The organism is Haloarcula amylolytica JCM 13557, from assembly GCF_000336615.1.
Classification (GTDB): domain Archaea; phylum Halobacteriota; class Halobacteria; order Halobacteriales; family Haloarculaceae; genus Haloarcula; species Haloarcula amylolytica.
Genome location: NZ_AOLW01000015.1, coordinates 216,906 through 232,730, shown reverse-complemented (window position 1 = coordinate 232,730; position 15,825 = coordinate 216,906). Strand labels below are relative to the sequence as shown.

Annotated in this window: 10 protein-coding genes; 2 read left to right on the top strand and 8 right to left on the bottom strand. The window is 64.2% G+C overall.

Annotated elements, in window-relative coordinates; all coding sequences use genetic code 11:
• Positions 1-63: 63 nt before the first annotated feature.
• The 7 genes from C442_RS07055 to C442_RS07025 form a co-directional block, all read right to left on the bottom strand.
• Entirely contained in the window at positions 64-762 is a 699-nt protein-coding gene (locus C442_RS07055; RefSeq protein ID WP_008309068.1) for a DUF4013 domain-containing protein, read from the bottom strand.
• A gap of 149 nt (positions 763-911) precedes the next feature.
• Complete coding sequence (locus C442_RS07050; RefSeq protein ID WP_008309066.1) at positions 912-1,943, bottom strand: AIR synthase family protein; 1,032 nt, start codon at positions 1,941-1,943, stop codon at positions 912-914.
• Between the two features lie 45 nt (positions 1,944-1,988).
• Positions 1,989-4,142: a ribosome rescue protein RqcH gene (rqcH, locus tag C442_RS07045; protein WP_008309064.1), complete on the bottom strand. Its 2,154-nt coding sequence runs from the start codon at positions 4,140-4,142 to the stop codon at positions 1,989-1,991.
• Between the two features lie 36 nt (positions 4,143-4,178).
• Positions 4,179-5,213: an NAD(P)/FAD-dependent oxidoreductase gene (locus tag C442_RS07040; protein WP_008309062.1), complete on the bottom strand. Its 1,035-nt coding sequence runs from the start codon at positions 5,211-5,213 to the stop codon at positions 4,179-4,181.
• Between the two features lie 89 nt (positions 5,214-5,302).
• The gene (locus C442_RS07035; protein ID WP_008309060.1) at positions 5,303-6,862 is read right to left on the bottom strand and encodes a putative sodium/potassium/calcium exchanger; all 1,560 of its coding nucleotides are present in this window, start codon (positions 6,860-6,862) and stop codon (positions 5,303-5,305) included.
• Positions 6,863-6,976: 114 nt separating this feature from the next.
• Complete coding sequence (locus C442_RS07030) at positions 6,977-11,047, bottom strand: CARDB domain-containing protein (RefSeq protein WP_152418448.1); 4,071 nt, start codon at positions 11,045-11,047, stop codon at positions 6,977-6,979.
• A 346-nt stretch (positions 11,048-11,393) separates the two neighbouring features.
• The gene (locus tag C442_RS07025; protein WP_008309056.1) at positions 11,394-13,049 is read right to left on the bottom strand and encodes a tRNA uridine(34) 5-carboxymethylaminomethyl modification radical SAM/GNAT enzyme Elp3; all 1,656 of its coding nucleotides are present in this window, start codon (positions 13,047-13,049) and stop codon (positions 11,394-11,396) included.
• 107 nt (positions 13,050-13,156) lie between these two features.
• Between C442_RS07025 and C442_RS22860 the strand changes: the two genes are divergently transcribed.
• Together C442_RS22860 and C442_RS07020 are read left to right on the top strand one after the other, a co-directional pair.
• Entirely contained in the window at positions 13,157-13,291 is a 135-nt protein-coding gene (locus tag C442_RS22860) for a hypothetical protein (RefSeq protein WP_008309054.1), read from the top strand.
• Positions 13,292-13,439: 148 nt separating this feature from the next.
• A complete protein-coding gene (locus C442_RS07020; protein WP_008309052.1) occupies positions 13,440-15,332 on the top strand; it encodes a methyl-accepting chemotaxis protein in 1,893 nt (630 codons plus the stop codon).
• A gap of 3 nt (positions 15,333-15,335) precedes the next feature.
• Here C442_RS07020 and C442_RS07015 read toward each other — a convergent pair whose 3' ends face one another.
• Positions 15,336-15,824, bottom strand: coding sequence for a cupin domain-containing protein (locus C442_RS07015; RefSeq protein ID WP_008309050.1), 489 nt, complete (start codon positions 15,822-15,824; stop codon positions 15,336-15,338).
• Position 15,825 lies beyond the last annotated feature (1 nt).

Sequence of the window (15,825 nt, the reverse complement as noted above, 5' to 3'; positions counted from 1 at the left end):
CTTCAGGGACACAAGTGTTCTGCCATTCGATTCGCTGGGACAGGAAACCCGTGACCGAACTAATCAGGCGACCGAGCCTGCAGCGGGTGTCGCGGGTTCAGAGGCGATATCCGGCATCTCCCTGACAGCGGTTCCGATAGCGTAGGCCCCGGCCACGTACGCGTAGAACACTACGAAGGGGGTCAGGACGGAACCCACGACGGTGGCGCTCAGGACGCTGACGACGACGCCGGCGAGGAGGCTGATACCGAACGCGACGACCCAGCCAGTAGCGTAGGTGCGGCTGAACAGGAGCGGGCGGAGGTCACTCGGCGAGAACGCCGCAGCGACGCTGTCGGTCCGAACGTAGGCGACGACGGCGGCCGGAACAATGTACACTGCGGCCAGGGAAATCGCGAGCATTCCGAGCGCGGCGACTGTGAGGAGCAATCCCGTGATTACGCCACTGAAGACGGTCTCGCTGGGTCCGAAGGTGGCAACAGTGAGAAACAGTGCTGTCCCTGTGATCACCGTCGGGACCAGCGAGTAAACGAATCCGATAGCGAACGCCTTCAGCCCGTCTATGCCCAGGTCGCCCCATTCGTCGAACTCCGGCGGCGTCGTCTCCCCGTTCATCACGGCCCGGAGTGACCGAACGACGTACCCGAACACGAAGAACAGCGGAACGACGAGGAAACTCAGGAACAGCAACGCACCCCCGATAGCGATGGTTTTCACTGCGCTGTCGCCGTCCCGCGGATACGATATGGCTTCTTGGAACATGATGAGTCTCCGTGACAGTAGCCTGGCTGGCGTGGTCGCTGCCACGTCAGTCACGACGATATGTCACATTGAAGTATAATACGCCTTACAAGCATATATAGCAGTAGGTGTGACGTGCTGTCAGTTCGCGTCGGGAGGGGCTCCGTGTCTCACCGCTGGTCTGTGTCGCCCTCGGCAGCCGCCTGCAGGCGCCCAAAGGCATCCCACGACGGGTCCGCCCCGGGGTGGGATTGTCGGGTGCCGTCGACGTACAGCCCCGAGCCGTCGGTCACCTCGCCGACGACGGCGGCCGGCGTCCCACGGTCACGGAGCGCGGTGACGACGCTATCGGCGTCCGCAGGATCGACGGCAGCCAGAAGCGTCCCGCAACTGCTGACGTGCCAGGGGTCGATGTCGAGCGCGTCACAGAGCGCGCCGACGCCTTCGGCGACCGGCATCACCTCGCTATCCACGTCGAATCGTGCCGACGCACCGTCGGCCATTTCGATGAACGCGCCGGTGATGCCGCCCTCGGTGGCGTCGTGCATCGCCGTCACGTTGCCGGCGTTCGCCGCGGCCATCGCGTCCTCGACGAGCGCGGTGTCGGCCAGTCGCTCCTGTGCGATAGCGGTTCGGTCGGGCGACAGCCCGACCTGCTCCGGAAAGAGGGTCGCGAACAGACCCGTGACTTCGGCCCCGGGGCCGGTACCGACGACCAGTTTGTCGCCCGGCCGAGCGCCGTCCGGCCGGACGATGTCGTCGTGGGACCCGACGCCGAGCACCGTCGCACCACCGACCCAGGAGTAGTCGACGCCGGCGTAGCGGGCGGTGTGGCCGGTGACGACGCTTACGCCGACTTCCTCGGCCCGCCCCGCAAAGCCGTGCCACATCGCCGCCAACTCGTCGTCGCTCATCTCTGGCGGGAGGGTGAACGTCACGGAGAGGTGTGACGGCGGGATACCGGAAACGGCGACGTCGGCCAGGACCACGTCGAGCGCGAACCGGCCGGCCCGCTCGAAGCCGAGGTCGGGCAGCACCGACAGCGGGTCGGTGGCTGTGACCAGCGCCTCCCCGTCAACGTCGATGACCCCGAAGTCGACGCCGTGTGTCGGCCCGAGGACCACGTCCTCTCGGTCCGCACCCAGTTCCGGGTAGATGACGGTATCGAACAGTTCGCGGTCGATTTTCCCGAGGTCACTCATGCAGCCAACTACCTCCAGTGCGGTGTTCGCTCTGCCCCTGCATCGTCAGTCATCGGCCATCCGACTGCCGCCGGGCGGCAGGAACTCCTGTATCTGGTCCGGGCTGGCGACCTTGCGGACGAACGTCTCGTCGGCGAAGCGGTCCTTGAACTCCCGGTACAGCCGCTTGGCGATGTCGTTCTGGGCGTACTGGCCCGGTTCGACGGTGATGCTCGTCGCGGCCTGGCCCTCGATGGCCGCCGGTGGGCCGCCGATGACCCGCGTCTCGTCGTCACAGGTGATGCCGACGGCGATGCCGGCCGGCGTGGACTCGAAGTACGTCCGGTCGCCGCGGATGGCGAAGCCGCCCTTCTCCAGATATTCGCCGCTTTCCGGCGTCTTCGACACCTGGTCGGGGTCGACCATGTACACGTCGCCGGCGAACTTCCCGTCTTTCCAGACAGAGGAGTACGAGACAGCGAACTGTGCGGCCTGGTCCAGTGAAGACTGCGGGAAGTCCACCTCCGTGGACGGCTCGCTGGGACCGGTGGCTTTGAGGACCGTGACCGGGCCGCCGTGGGCCTGCGCGTGGAAGAACTTGTCACCGCCCTCCAGATACTTCTGGACGAGTTCCTCGTTGTCGTCGGCGTCCCGTCCGCCGATGACGAGGAAGCCGTCCGAGGTGTGGAACCAGCGGAACTGCTCGTACCAGTGCTCGGTCGAACGGGTGGGAATGGACTGCATCGAGAGCCAGTCAGTCGGTTCGTCCTCGCCCTCGTCCTCGTCGGCCTCGTCGTCGCCGTCGTCGGCCTCCCACTCGTCGCGGCGCTCCTTGACCGCTTCGAGGTCCTCGCGGGTGTTCTCGATGGCGGCGAGCGCGCCTTCCTTTTTCTCCTCGATGCGCTTGGCCTCCTTGTACAGCTCGTCGGCGTTCTTCTCGACGCCGGTGAAGGCGTCGACCGTGACGCGCGTGCCGTCGATGTCAAGGGTCACCGTCCCCTCGCTTCCGTCCAGTGAGACGACCGCTTCGGCGGCTGCGATGCCGCGGTCGGCCCCCTCGTTGAACTTCGCCTCGATGTCGTCCCAGGACACGTCGTCCGCGCGGGCGGCCTGAACCGTCGAAAGCACGTCGTCGACGAGGTCGTAGTTCGCGTACAGCAGTTCGGCCTTCTCCCGTTCGACCTCGGCGTCGGCCTCGAAGTCCTCGATGGCCTGCTCCTGCTGCTGGATGATGCGTTTCTGTTTCTCGATCTCGGCCTCGAAGTCCGGGCGCTGGGTCTCGCCGCCCTCGACTTCCTCCTCCCGCTGGAAATTGAAGAAGTAGTCGTCCAGCGCGGGGTTGAACTCCGTGAAAGACTCGCTGTAGAGTTCTTCATACTCTTCCAGCGGGATCGGTGTCACATCGACGCGTCGGCGGTCCGGTTCGTCGTCGGGGTCTGCACTGCCCGCGCCATCACCGTCATCGAGCGCCTCGTAGTACACCCGTGGGTCCACGTCCCCCTCACGTAGGCGCGTCCCCATCTGGTCGATGAGCTCGTACAGCCGCTCGAAATCAGACTCGTCGAGTTCGTCGACGGCGACGTTGTAATCGATGCCGGCGCGGGTACACAGCTCCTCGCCGTAGAGGCCGCCGAAGTTCAGTTGCGTCGCCAGCGTCCGGACGAGGTCGGCATCGGATTCCTTGATTCGAGCGACGAAGCCGTCGTAATCGACGGTCATCGGATTGAACCGCGCCGAGGGGAACTCGTAGGGCGTCCCCGGCGCGACGGTGCGTGATTTGAGCCTGACCGTCTCCAGACAGTCGATGACCTCGCCGTGTTCGTCCAGCACGGCGACGTTGCCGTCGCCGAACAGCTCCGCGACGATTGTGGTCGAGGCGTCCTCGCGGTCGAACTCCAGTTCGATGATGCGGTCGAACTCGAACTGCTCGACGCGGACGAGGTCGGCCCCCGACAGCCGGTTCCGGAGCATCATCGCGAAGTCCGGCGGGCGGCCCGGTGCGTCGGGGACGTGTGCCGGATCGGCGGCGTGGGCGCGCTTGACGTCGCCGACCTCGATGAGGAACTCGACGCGGCCGCGGTCGAAGTCCCGGAGCTTCAGTCTGACGAGGTCGTCCTCGGGGTAGAGGTACGCCTTGTCGAGCTTCGCGCCCTCGTAGCCGGCGAGTTCGCCCTCCAGGGCGGCGAGGTCGACGCTCGTCAGTTCCCGCTTGTGGTCCATGTCGGTGGCTGTCGGCGGGCACCCAAAGGCGTTCCGTTAGCCGCCGTCGGCGATTGCCTCGCCCGTCTCCAGTCCGTTCCGTAGCGCCGCGTGGAGCCGCCCCTCGCCGGCCACCCAGTCGCCGGCGAAGTGCAGGTCGTGCTCGGCCGCACACGCCAGCAGGTCGTGGTCGCCCTCGCCCTCGGGCTGGGAGTAGCGCCAGTGCTGATGGTCGGTCCAGTCCGGGTCGGCCAAGCGGTCGTCGTCCAGCAGTCGAGCCGTCCGCGTCGCGATGTCGTCGACGAGCGTGTCCGGGTGTTCGTCGTAGTTCGCAATCGACCACGGCTCGTTCATCTGGACCAGCAGCAGGGAGTCGCTGTCGGGGACGTGGCCGTCCTTGCACTCCTCGCGGCCGATCCAGCCGATGTCGTGGTCCTTGTCGCTGTTGACCGCGGCGTACCACGGCACGTCGAGTTCGAAGGGGTAGTGCAACACTCCGGCGATGACCGTTCGATAGGGGACTGAAGCGATCTCCTGCCGAAGCTCCCGGCAGTCGTCGTGGTCCCACCGCGACTGCCCCAGCAGGTCAGCCGTCTGCGGGGCCGGCGGTGTCAGCAGCGCGGCGTCGAAGTGCCCCAGATCCGCTCCGTCGTCGTCCTCGAGCCGCCAGCCGTCGCGCTGGCGCTCCAGGCGCTCGACCCGGACGCCGTTCTCTACCTCGGCGTCGGTCTCGCCGAACAGCCGCTTTGCGAGCTGTGTGATGCCTGCCTCGTACGTCCATTTGTGTTCGTCAGCGTCCCGTCCGGCGTCGATTTCCCCGGTCCTGTCGAACGCGTACACCGGTTCCTCGATATCGACGAGTCCCTCGGTCGGGAGCGACTCCGTGACCAGTTCCGTCACGCGGCCGTCGTCCGCCTTGAGATAGTTCGCCCCGTACTCGTACGTGCAGTCGCCGTGCCGCCGGGTCGCAGCGCGCCCGCAGACGCCGCGGCTCTTCTCGAACACTGTTACGTCGACGTCCGCATCACGGAGTGCGTACGTTGCCGCCGCGCCGGCACCACCGGCACCAACGACTGCGAGGTTACGAGCCATACTGACCAGTCGGGCGGTACGAGTAAAAATCCACCACACAAGCAGTTCGGACCGCCCGCCAGTGGTCCGATTCAATGGTCCCGCTGCCGTCAGAAGCCCCGACGCGTCCAGCCGACGACGGCGAGTATCGCGACACCGACGCCCGCTTGTGGGAGAGTGAACCCGGGGCCCTGTGCCGCGGTCGTTGCCCTGTCGTCGCTGTCAGTGGCCGGAACGGATTGGTTTTCGACTGTGAGCGGACCCGCCGTCTCGCCGTTGACCCGGACGGTTCCGTTGACCGCCTCGAACTCTGTCTCGACGACCGTCTCTTCCTCGGGATCGAGCGCCACTTCGTCCGTCGTCACCGGTTCGCCGTCGACCGTCACCGTCAGTGTCTCGTTGACTGGCCGCGGACGGGCGTTCTTTACTGTCGTTCGCACGGTCGTATTGAACCCGGCCCGAACCCAGTCAGCCGACAGTGAGGCCTCCCTGATCCGCAAATCGGCGTTCCCCTGTCCTTCGGGAATGGGTTCCCCATCGGTACCCACTTCGGTCCCGAATCCGGCGGTTTCGTTCCCGTCGCCGGCCGTGTTGCCAGCGGGCGCGCCCCCGCCTGCTGTTCCGTTCCGCGCGGTTGCGTTCGCCCCATCGGTCGCCGTCCCGTTGTTATCGCCATCCGTCCCCGTGATCTCGTCATAGATTCCACCGTCAGACCGGGAGTCATCGTCGTTGTCCGAGCCGTCAGAGTCCTCGGAGCCGCTATTGTCGGAGTCGCCTGAGTCGTTCGAACCGTCTCCACTGGAGTCGGTATCGTCGTCGGAGTTGCCACCTGAGTCGTCAGTGTCGGCAGCGCCGACATCGCTATCCGCCTCAGTTTCCTCCTGTGTACCGTTCTCAGTTCTTTCACTGTCCGTCGGTGCCTCGGTCTCCTCACGGTCAGTGGGTTCCTCGGTCTCTTCACTGTCCGTTGGTTTCTCAGTCTCTCCACCGTCCGTCGGTTCCTCGGTCTCTTCACTGTCCGTTGGTTCTTCAGTCTCTTCACCGTCTGTCGGTTCTTCAGTCTCCTCACGGTCGGTGGGTTCCTCGGTCTCTTCAGCGTCTGTCGGTTCTTCAGTCTCCTCACGGTCGGTGGGTTCCTCGGTCTCCTCACTGTCAGTCGGTTCTTCAGTCTGGGTCTGTGTCTCGGCCTGTTCTCTATCTGTGGGGTCCTCGGTTTGCGTCGGCTCTTCCGTTTCTTCGTTTTCGGTCGATTCCTCCGTTTCCTCGCTCTCAGTCGGTGTCTCCGGGCTCTCCGTGGGTACCTCCGTCTGGTCGCTCTCAGTCGGTGTCTCCGGGCTCTCCGTGGGTACCTCCGTCTGGTCGCTTTCAGTCGGGTCTTCGGTTTCTTCGGAGTCTGTCTGCGGCTGTTCCGTCGGCGTCTGTTGGGCCTCCGCAGTCTGCTCGCCGTCGGTCGGTGTGTCCGTCTCGTTCGCCTGAAAGAGTAGTCTCTCAGAGTCGGATTCGATAATAGATTCGACGGCGGCTCCGGGTGTGCTCACTGCGGCGTCCGATACACCGTTCTGGGGGCCGGCGCCGGAGGCACCCACGCTGCCGACAGCGAATACGGACGCGAGCGCAGCGGTGCCGAAAACGATAGTGACAGCAGCAAAGAGTTTTTTGACCTCGCTCATACAGGGAGGTACGCGAGTAAAGGATTAGTTACCCAGCAGCCAAACCATCGGTAAGGTCGGCCTTCATACACAGAACCGGTAGTGAGGCCGGAAAATCCGCCGTCCGTACGACCTCTACACTCTACGATGGACTCGGACGAGACCGCCGATTAACGCCAGCACAAGTGCGACCAGCTGAACGGTGAATCCTGGCCCGGAGGCCGAGACCGTCTCGGAGGCTGGCTCCGCACCGCCGCCGCTTTCACCAGTCTCGTCAGTCCCGGACCCGCCTGTACTCGGGGCCGAATTCGAGCCAACGCGGAGGTCACCGGCACTGACGCCGTTGACCGCGACTGCACCGTCGACAGCCTCGAACTCCATCGTCACGGTAGTTTGTTCGCCGGCGTCGAGTCGAACGGTCCGAGAAGCGACCGAATCGCCGTCGACAGTGACCGTCAGCGTCTGTTCGACGGTTTCGTCGGTCGGGTTCTCGACGGTCGCTCGCGCCGATGTGTTGAAGCCGGCCCGGACCCAGTCAGCCATCAGGGATGCATCGGCAACAGTGAGTTCTGCGGGCGTCGGCGTCGATGCATTCGTATTCGACGGGCTGGCTGTCGTCGTCGGGATGGACGTATTAGCGACCGGGGAGACGACAGCGATAGTCGAGATATTTGATGATGTCGCCCGAATGGACCTGTTCGTCGCGTTGGCGGTACTGGGTAGCTGACTCCAGGACCCGTTGTGGTACTGGAACACTCGGACGGCGTCCATCGATCCGTTGGTCGGCAGCGCCGATTCGTTGAGCCGTAGGGTGTACCTCGCCCGACTGATGGCAGACGCATTTGCGCCGGAAGTGACGGTCACGTACCCGTGCACACCGTCTGCCTGAACTTCGGTCCTGTCGTTCGGCGTGGCCTGCGGGCCGAGCATCGTCACGTTGAATCCATCACTGTCGTTGGTCACGTCGAGCGAGAGTGCAGAGAGGGTGAACGCCGGCGCGGTCTCGGACGGCCCGGAGCGGTTCAGCGACTGGGTGACCGTCGAGTTCGCGGCGTCGGCAGTCACTCGGACAGTGACTCCGTTGTCGATCTGGGACTGCGAGATCGCAGGAGCCTCTGCGCCGCCGCCGTCGTCGGTCTCGTCCGACTCGTCGTCGAGATCGAAGCCGCCACCTCCACCGCCTCCGCCGCCTCCACCGCCTCCACCGCCTCCGCCACCGCCGTCACTACTGCTTTCGGCTTCGACGGCAAGCGTTTCGGTGGCGGCGTTGCCAATAGCGAGCGAGCGGTTGCCCTCGTTGTCGAAGGAGATACTGAAGGAGACAGTTACTGTTTCACCGCCGGCAATCGGGCCGATGGTTCTGGACTTGAGCGTCTGGTTGGTCTCTGTGAGCGCCGCGGTGTAGTTCCCACTCTCTGTCCCGACGTTTGCGACAGTCGCTGACACGTCCACTGACTCGCCGGTTTCGGTGGACGAATTACTCAGTTGTGCGTCGCGAACCTCGAACGTCGCGGGTTGGGTCACTGAGATGTTTCCGCCGGAGTCACCGTTGACCGCCACGTCGTACTCTCCGCCGCTCTCGAAGACGTAGACGAAGGAGACCTCGGTCTGTTGCCCGCCCGAGAGCGTGACGTTCGTCGTGTCCACGATGTCGTCGTTGGTCTGGAGGCGCACCGGGGAGGTCCCTGTCTCGTCGCCGTTGTTGACAACGGTGGCAGTCACCTCAATCGGTTCGCCTGTCCGAGCGCTCGTCCGGTTCAGGTCGACGGCAGCCGTGTCGAATGCCGCCGGCTCCTTGACCGTGACAGTGCCAGCCCGCTGGCCGTTGATGTCGACTACGTAGTTCCCGCTGTCGTTGAAGACGTGGTTATACGTTATTTCCGTCGCCTCGCCGCCCTCAAGCGTTACTTCTCGGCTCTCCACAACAGATCCTGCGACGGCGAATTCGCCGGTGACAGTCCCCGCTTGGCCACCGGTGTTCGTGAGGGTCGCGCTAAGCTCGACCGACCCCCCCTGGGTCACAGACTCGCTACTGACCGCCGCGTTGCTGACCTCGAACGTCGCCGGTTCCGTAACCGTCACACTGGCTCCGAACTGGTTGTCGACGGCGATGTCCCGCGTCCCCGCATCGCTGAACGACTGGGCGAACGTGACGGTCGCTTCCTCGCCGCCGTCGAGTGTCACCGACTGCGTGTCTATCGTATTGCCGTCCGCCTGCAGCCGTACGTCGGCCGTCCCGGTCTGGTCGCCTTCGTTCCGGACTGTCGCGGTGACGGCTATCGGCTCCCCGGTGACGACGTCCGTTCGGTTCAGGTCGACGCTAGTGGTTTCGAACGTCGCCACCTCAGAGACCCGGACCGTCCCGACCCGCTCGCCGGCGAGGTCGATAGGGTACGTGCCGACGGCGGTGAACGGCTCCGTGAACGAAACGGTCGTCGATTCTCCGGGCCCCAGTTGCAGTTCAGTGGTGTTCGCCCGCTCGTCAGCGACCGTAAGCGGAACCTCGTAGGTACCGGCCTGGTCGCCGGTGTTCGTGACCGTCGCGGTGACCGCGACGCTCTCGCCCTCGCCCACCCTCGTCGTGTTCAGCGCCCTTTCGGAGACCTCGAACGTCGCTGGCTGCTCGACCGTGACGGTCTGAGTCTCGCTACCGACCGTGAACTGGTACGTGCCGGGCTCCTCGAACGTGTGCACGTACGTGTCCGTATCGGATGCATCGGGTTCCAGATCGAACGAGACGGCGTCGACGGCTTCGTTCTCCGTTTCGATCCAGAACTCCTGCTTCGCGGTCACGGTCCCGTCGTTTCTGGCCGTCACCGTCAGTTCTGCCGTTCCGCCCCGAGTGACCGTTGTTCTGTTCCACCTCGCGTCGGTGACCTGAATATCGGGCTGGCCGACAGTCAGGGTGCCGGCGGTGACGCCGTCGACCGTGACCTCGTGGTCGCCCTCGTCAACAGCTCCTTCGAGTCGATAGAGGAGCGTCTCGTTGACTGTCTCATCGGCCGGGACTGTTACCGACTCCTGGCCAACCTGCGTGCCGCCAACTTCGATAGGCAGCGTAATCGTTCCGGTCTGTCCGCCAGTGTTCTCCACCGTCACCCACAGCTCCGGCTCGCGGGTCCCGATGCCACCCGTGTCCGTGTCAGTATTGACCTGGGTGTCGATGAGCCCGGCGTCCTGAATCTGGAGCGAGCCCTCGTCCGCAACGTCGACGGTCCCGACCGATTCGCCGTTTATAGTCAGGTCGTAAGTACCCTCGCTGTCGAAGCTCGGTGAGAACTCCAGCGTCTCCGTATCGCCGTTCTCGATTTCGACGGTCCGGGTGGCGATTTCGGAGCCGTCAGTCTGCAGAACGACGTCCTCTGTCGCCGACCCGTCCCCGCCTCTGGGGTTTTGCATCCGGACCGTCAGGTCGACGGGCTCGCCGGTGACCGTCGAGTCGTCGCTTAGCTGCGAGTACTCGACGGTGAACTGCTTGGATTCCTCGATGGTGATGGTCGGGTTCGAGCCGGAACCGTCCCGCAGTTCGTACGCCCCGGCAGGCAGCTCGTCGAGGCTCCCGGTGTCCAGCGTCCACGAGGTCGTCTCCGTGTCGCCGCCACCGACCTCGACGGCGAGTTCGTTGACCATCCGGGACGCTCCGGTGTCCGTGTTCTCAAGCTTCGGGATGATCGTCAGTTCGCCGGTTTGCCCGCCAGTGTTTTCGAGCGTATGAGTTACCTCGATGGTTTCGCCTCGTGTGACAGTAGCCCGGTCGACTGTCGTCTCGGTGACCGTGATGTTCGGCGGTTCGACGACGGTTACCGTTCCGGCCGGGACTCCATCGACGGCGAGGTCGTACTCGCCGGTGTCGTCGAGGGTGACGGGAACAGTCTCCGTCGTCTGCTGGTCGCCGCCGACCGCGACGTCGACCTTCGCAACTCGCTCGCCGTTTGCCGTGACGGCCACCTGTTTCGTCCCATCGCTGTCTCCGGTGTTCTCAGCCGTGACCTCCACCTGGAACTCCATCCCGGAGACGACCGAGAACGGCGCACTGGTCGTACCGGAACTGTTGGTCTTTGTCGCCGAGGCGTCGGTCACCTCGATAGCCGCTGTCTCGTGATTGGACGCGGCTGCGACACCCGGCCCGAACACCGGGGCCGTCGACACCGCAACCACAGCCAGTAGCGTCATCGCTGATAGCCACAGGCCCGTAATCTTACCCATGGCTGGGCCGATGATAGTATGCTAATTAGTTAGCGGGAGCGAATCGCAAAGTAAGGTACTCTTATCACGTATCTCGCCCGCTACCGCCGGTTCTACTCTGATAAGGGCCGACCCCCGGCATTACAGGTACAGGTCTGTTCGGCGCACCCAGCCCACTCGGCCGGTGTGTCGATATACATATAGTACCTCAAACGGCGGCCGTTCTTTCGGTCAGCACCTGTCACTTGTCGCGCGATGAAAGCATCTCTCGCTGGCGGGACCCACAACAGTGCGGCTGTAATCTATCGATGAGACGCTCAGGGACACACCTGAGGCCGGTAAGGATTAGACTGCAGCTGTGAGGCTATCAGAGACGCTTGCTCACGTACGGCCCGTCCTGCTTGTACCCCAGCTTCTCCCGGTAGTACTGCCGGACGCCGATACCGGAGATGACGGCCAGTTTCGGGTAGCCGGCGTCCCGGGCCAGTGTTTCCGCTTTTTCCAGCAGTTTCTTGCCGTAGCCTTTGTGCTGGTGGTCCTCGTCGTCACCCTGCTGTCCGACGCCGACGGCGTTGCCGTAGACGTGGAGTTCGCGCACGATTGCGGTGTCCTGTAGCTCCCGGCGCACCGGGTCGTTGGGGAATCGGAGCCGACAGAAGCCGACGAGGACGTCGTTCTCGAAGTCCTCGAAGGAGATGAAGTGTTCCGTGCCGCCACAGGCCTCGTAGGTCATCACGTCGAGTTCGATGTTCTCGGCGGCATCGTCGCTGTGGCCGGCCTCCCGACAGCGGATACAGTCACACGTCCAGTCGTGCTCTTCCATCCGCTGCCAGGCGAGCTGGCGGAGGTTCGACTTCCAGACGCCGCCCTCGATGAAGTCCGCCGGGATGTCTCGCTGGACGCGCTGGAGGCGGGTGTAGCGGGGAATCATGTCCTTGATTTCGGCGACCAGCTCGGCGGCCTCGTCGTTGTCTAACGGGTCGAACTCGTCTTTGCGCCACCAGTCGTAGGTGACGGTCCCCTCGACGATCAGTGTCGGATAGATTTTGAGGTAGTCGGGCCGCCAGTCCGTCTGGTCGAAGATGCGCCGGAAGTCCTCCAGGCACATCTCCCTGGACATCCCGGGCTGGCCCGGCATCATGTGGAAGCCGACCTTGAACCCCGAATCGCGCAGGCGGCGGTTGGCGTCGATAGAGGCCTGGACGCCGTGGCCGCGGTGCATCTCGCGGTTGATCCGCTCGAAGGTGGTCTGGACGCCGACCTCGACTTTCGTCCCGCCGAGGTCGAGCATCCGGTCGATCTGTTCCGGATCACACCAGTCCGGCTTCGTCTCGAACGTGGTGGCGACGTTGCGGACGTCAGCGGTCTCGTTTTCCGCGATGACGTCCTCAAGATAGCGGAACTCGTAGTCGTCCTCGGCGAAGCTCACGTCCTCCGCGGGCGTCGGTTCTCCGTCCACGTCGAAGTCGTTCATCGCCTCCAGTGCTCGCTTGACGAACCACTCCTGATAGTCGTGGCTCCGGGCCGTCATCGTCCCGCCCATCACGATGAGTTCGGCCTTGTCGACGGGATGACCGATCTCCCGCAGTTGGTTGAGCCGGAGGGTGACCTGACCGTACGGATCGTAGTCGTTCTGTTCGCCGCGTGCGGCCGCTGGCTCGTGGCCGGTGTAGGACTGCGCGGAAGAAAACTCCGAGTCGGGACCGCCGGGACAGTACAGGCACTTCCCGTGGGGACACCGCTCGGGTGAGGTCATGATAGCGATGGGGGAGACACCCGAGGCAGTCCGAACGGGCTTGCGCTGGAGGACCTCCTCCAGCACCTCGCGGTGCTCCTGTGGCGCGTAGTCGAGCAGTTCGGAGTTTTTCGGCACTTTCGGCGCGGAGTACTCCCGACAGACGTCGATCTTGGCCGATTCGACGTCGTCGCGCTCGACCTCGCCTGCGAGAATCCGGTCGACCAGCTCCGCACACACCTGCTGGAAGGTCTCTGTCTCGTCTGGGTCCGGCGTCTCCGTGCTCATCGGCGTTGTGCGAAATCGGCGTCTCGGCCGAATAAGCGTGTCGCTCGGGTATCGTCAGCGACCGGGGTGGCCGTGGGGTTCATTGTGCTGTCGTACCAAAGGAGGGTATGAGCAGCGAACCGGACGACACCGGGACCCTCGACCGGCCGACTTTCCGCGGCTGCGTGTTCTGTTACAGCGCGGAGTGGGCGTACTACGGTGCGAAGAAGGCAGCCAGGTCCGTCTCGGCGACTGATACGTAGCGGGACCCGGGTCGCAGTCGGCAGCGAATGAGCCGTCTGAAAACAACTCCAGAGTCGTTGAAGGCCCGTCTCAGGCCCTCTACTCCGTTATTTAGAATGATACTGCCGGGGGAGTCTTTTAGTCATTGCTCTCCTCGACTGTGTATATATGCCAGACACGACCAGTGGGTCTGCACAAACTCGTTCCCGGGAACTGACGCCGACGGAACGGTTCCAGGAGTTCATTACGTACATTCCGAGCGGCGATACGATCCCGGACGAGACGTGGCGCGGCCGACACCGTAATATCCTCATTCTGCTGCTTGCGCATGTGCCGTTCCTGCTGGCACTCGGGCTGTATTCGGGAACTGAATCGCTCGTCACGGGCGCGACGCTTCCCGAGATCGACACGCTCCACGTTCTCGCAGAGGTCGGGGTCGTCGTCGGCCTCGCCGTGTTGGCGAGGTTGCCCTGGTTCGGTCGGCGAACGCGAACCGCGCTGGCGACGATGGGACTCGTCACGACGTCCGGGTTCCTGGTCCACTTCTCCGGCGGGTACATCGAGGCTCACTTCCACTTTTTCGTCGTGATGGCTGTGGTCGCCGTCTACGAAGACTGGCTGCCGTTCTTCCTCGGCATCGGGTACGTGTCCGTCCAGCACGGGATTTTCGGCATGATCGACCCGAGCCGGGTGTACAACCACTCAGCGGCGATCAACAACCCGTGGGTGTGGGCGTTCATTCACGCGGGGTTCGTCCTGATGCTGGCTGCGGCGCTGATGGCGCACTGGTCGTCGACCGAGCGGTCCCGTGAAGCGGCAGAAGAACAACTCGAACAGGCCAGAGCGAAGACCCAGGAGGTCGAAAACCTGGAGGAGAAGAAAGCCGAGATGGAACAGGCTATCGCCGAAGCAGAGGAGGCGAAAGCCGAGGCCGAGGCCCGACAGCAAGAGGTCGAAGAGTTCAACGAGCACCTCGAAGCCACGGCCGACGCTTACAGCGCGGCGATGTCCCGGGCGGCCGACGGAGACCTCACGGTCCGGATTGACCCCGACAGCGAGAGTGACGCGATGGCACAGATCGCAGAGTCGTTCAACAAGATGATGACGGAGACGGAGTCGGCGATGGAGGAGATACAGACATTCTCCGAAGAGGTTGCATCGACAAGCGACCAGGCCACGGCCGGTGCCAACGAGGCAACGGGGGCCAGCGAGGACATGAGCGAATCGATTCAGGGCATCGCCAGCGGGGCGGCCGACCAGCGGGAAATGCTCGAAACCGTCTCGGGCGAGATGACCGACCTGTCGGCAACTGTCGAGGAGGTCGCTGCCTCCGCCGAAACCGTCGCGGAGCGGTCCCGCGAGACGGCCGAAATCGCGGACGCCGGCGAGGAGACGGCACAGGAAGCGATAGCGGGCTCCCGAGAGGTCCAGACAGCGATCGATTCGACCGTCGAAAACGTGGAGCGGCTGGACGAGAAGATGGCAGAGATCGGTGAGATCGTCGATCTCATCGGCGACATCGCCGAGCAGACGAACATGCTGGCCCTGAATGCCAACATCGAGGCCGCACGGGCCGGAAACGGGTCGGGCGGCGACGGGTTCGCTGTCGTCGCAGACGAGGTCAAACAGTTGGCGGAGGAGACGCAGGCCTCTGCGACCGAAATCGAACAGCTCATCGCGGAGACCCAGGCCCAGACTGAAACCACGGTCACAGAGGCACGGGGGGCAAAGCAGGATATGCAGGAGAGTACAGAAGCCGTCGAAGAAGTCGTCGACACGTTCACGCAAGTGGCCGAGAACGCCGAGGCGACTGACAACGGGATTCAAGAGATAAGCGACACGACCGACGACCAAGCCGCCACGACCGAGGAAGCGGTGTCGATGGTCGAGGAGGCCGTAGACATCAGCGAGGCGACCGCCGCGGAGACCGAGACCGCCTCCGCGACCGCGCAGGAACAGGCCGCGTCCATGTCGCAGGTCAGTGCCAGCATCGAATCGCTCGCCGAGCAGTCCGAACGGCTCCAGACGATGCTGTCGGAGTTCGAAGTCGGCAGCCGCTGAGGCTCACTCCTCCCAGTACTCTTTTTCCGCGTTTATGTCGAGATACGTCGACAACGTCCGGTCCGCCTTCTCGCCGCCCGGCGGTGACCCGGCGTACAGCCCGACCATCTCCCGGTCGGGGTAGACGGTGATATCCGGTTCCTCCATCGTCGAAACCATCAACAGTCGGAGTTCAGACTCGCCGGCTTCGATTTCGTGCGCACTCTCCTCGCCGGCCGGAAGCGCGACGAAATCGCCCGGCTTGAGTGCGTGTTCCTCAGCATCGGGGCCGAGCCAGAGCGTGCCGGTCCCGGCCTGGACAAATATCGCTTCCTCGTTGCCTTCGTGGTAGTGGCGCACCCAGAGCCGTTTCCCCGGTGGGACGGCATAGAGGCTCGCGCCGAGTTGTTCGCCCCCGGCGGCGTCACCAAGCTGCTTGCGCCTGAACGTCCGGTCGCCGTGGTCGTGGTCGGTCCAGTCGAGGTCGGCTTCGTTGACGGGGCCGTCGCTCATG

Excerpts from the sequence above, each read along its gene's own strand:
- C442_RS07055 (WP_008309068.1), bottom strand. The coding sequence starts at position 762 with ATGTTCCAAGAAGCCATATCGTATCCGCGGGACGGCGACAGCGCAGTG.
- C442_RS07050 (WP_008309066.1), bottom strand. The coding sequence starts at position 1,943 with ATGAGTGACCTCGGGAAAATCGACCGCGAACTGTTCGATACCGTCATC.
- rqcH (WP_008309064.1), bottom strand. The coding sequence starts at position 4,142 with ATGGACCACAAGCGGGAACTGACGAGCGTCGACCTCGCCGCCCTGGAG.
- C442_RS07040 (WP_008309062.1), bottom strand. The coding sequence starts at position 5,213 with ATGGCTCGTAACCTCGCAGTCGTTGGTGCCGGTGGTGCCGGCGCGGCG.
- C442_RS07035 (WP_008309060.1), bottom strand. The coding sequence starts at position 6,862 with ATGAGCGAGGTCAAAAAACTCTTTGCTGCTGTCACTATCGTTTTCGGC.
- C442_RS07030 (WP_152418448.1), bottom strand. The coding sequence starts at position 11,047 with ATGGGTAAGATTACGGGCCTGTGGCTATCAGCGATGACGCTACTGGCT.
- C442_RS07025 (WP_008309056.1), bottom strand. The coding sequence starts at position 13,049 with ATGAGCACGGAGACGCCGGACCCAGACGAGACAGAGACCTTCCAGCAG.
- C442_RS22860 (WP_008309054.1), top strand. The coding sequence starts at position 13,157 with ATGAGCAGCGAACCGGACGACACCGGGACCCTCGACCGGCCGACTTTC.
- C442_RS07020 (WP_008309052.1), top strand. The coding sequence starts at position 13,440 with ATGCCAGACACGACCAGTGGGTCTGCACAAACTCGTTCCCGGGAACTG.
- C442_RS07015 (WP_008309050.1), bottom strand. The coding sequence starts at position 15,824 with ATGAGCGACGGCCCCGTCAACGAAGCCGACCTCGACTGGACCGACCAC.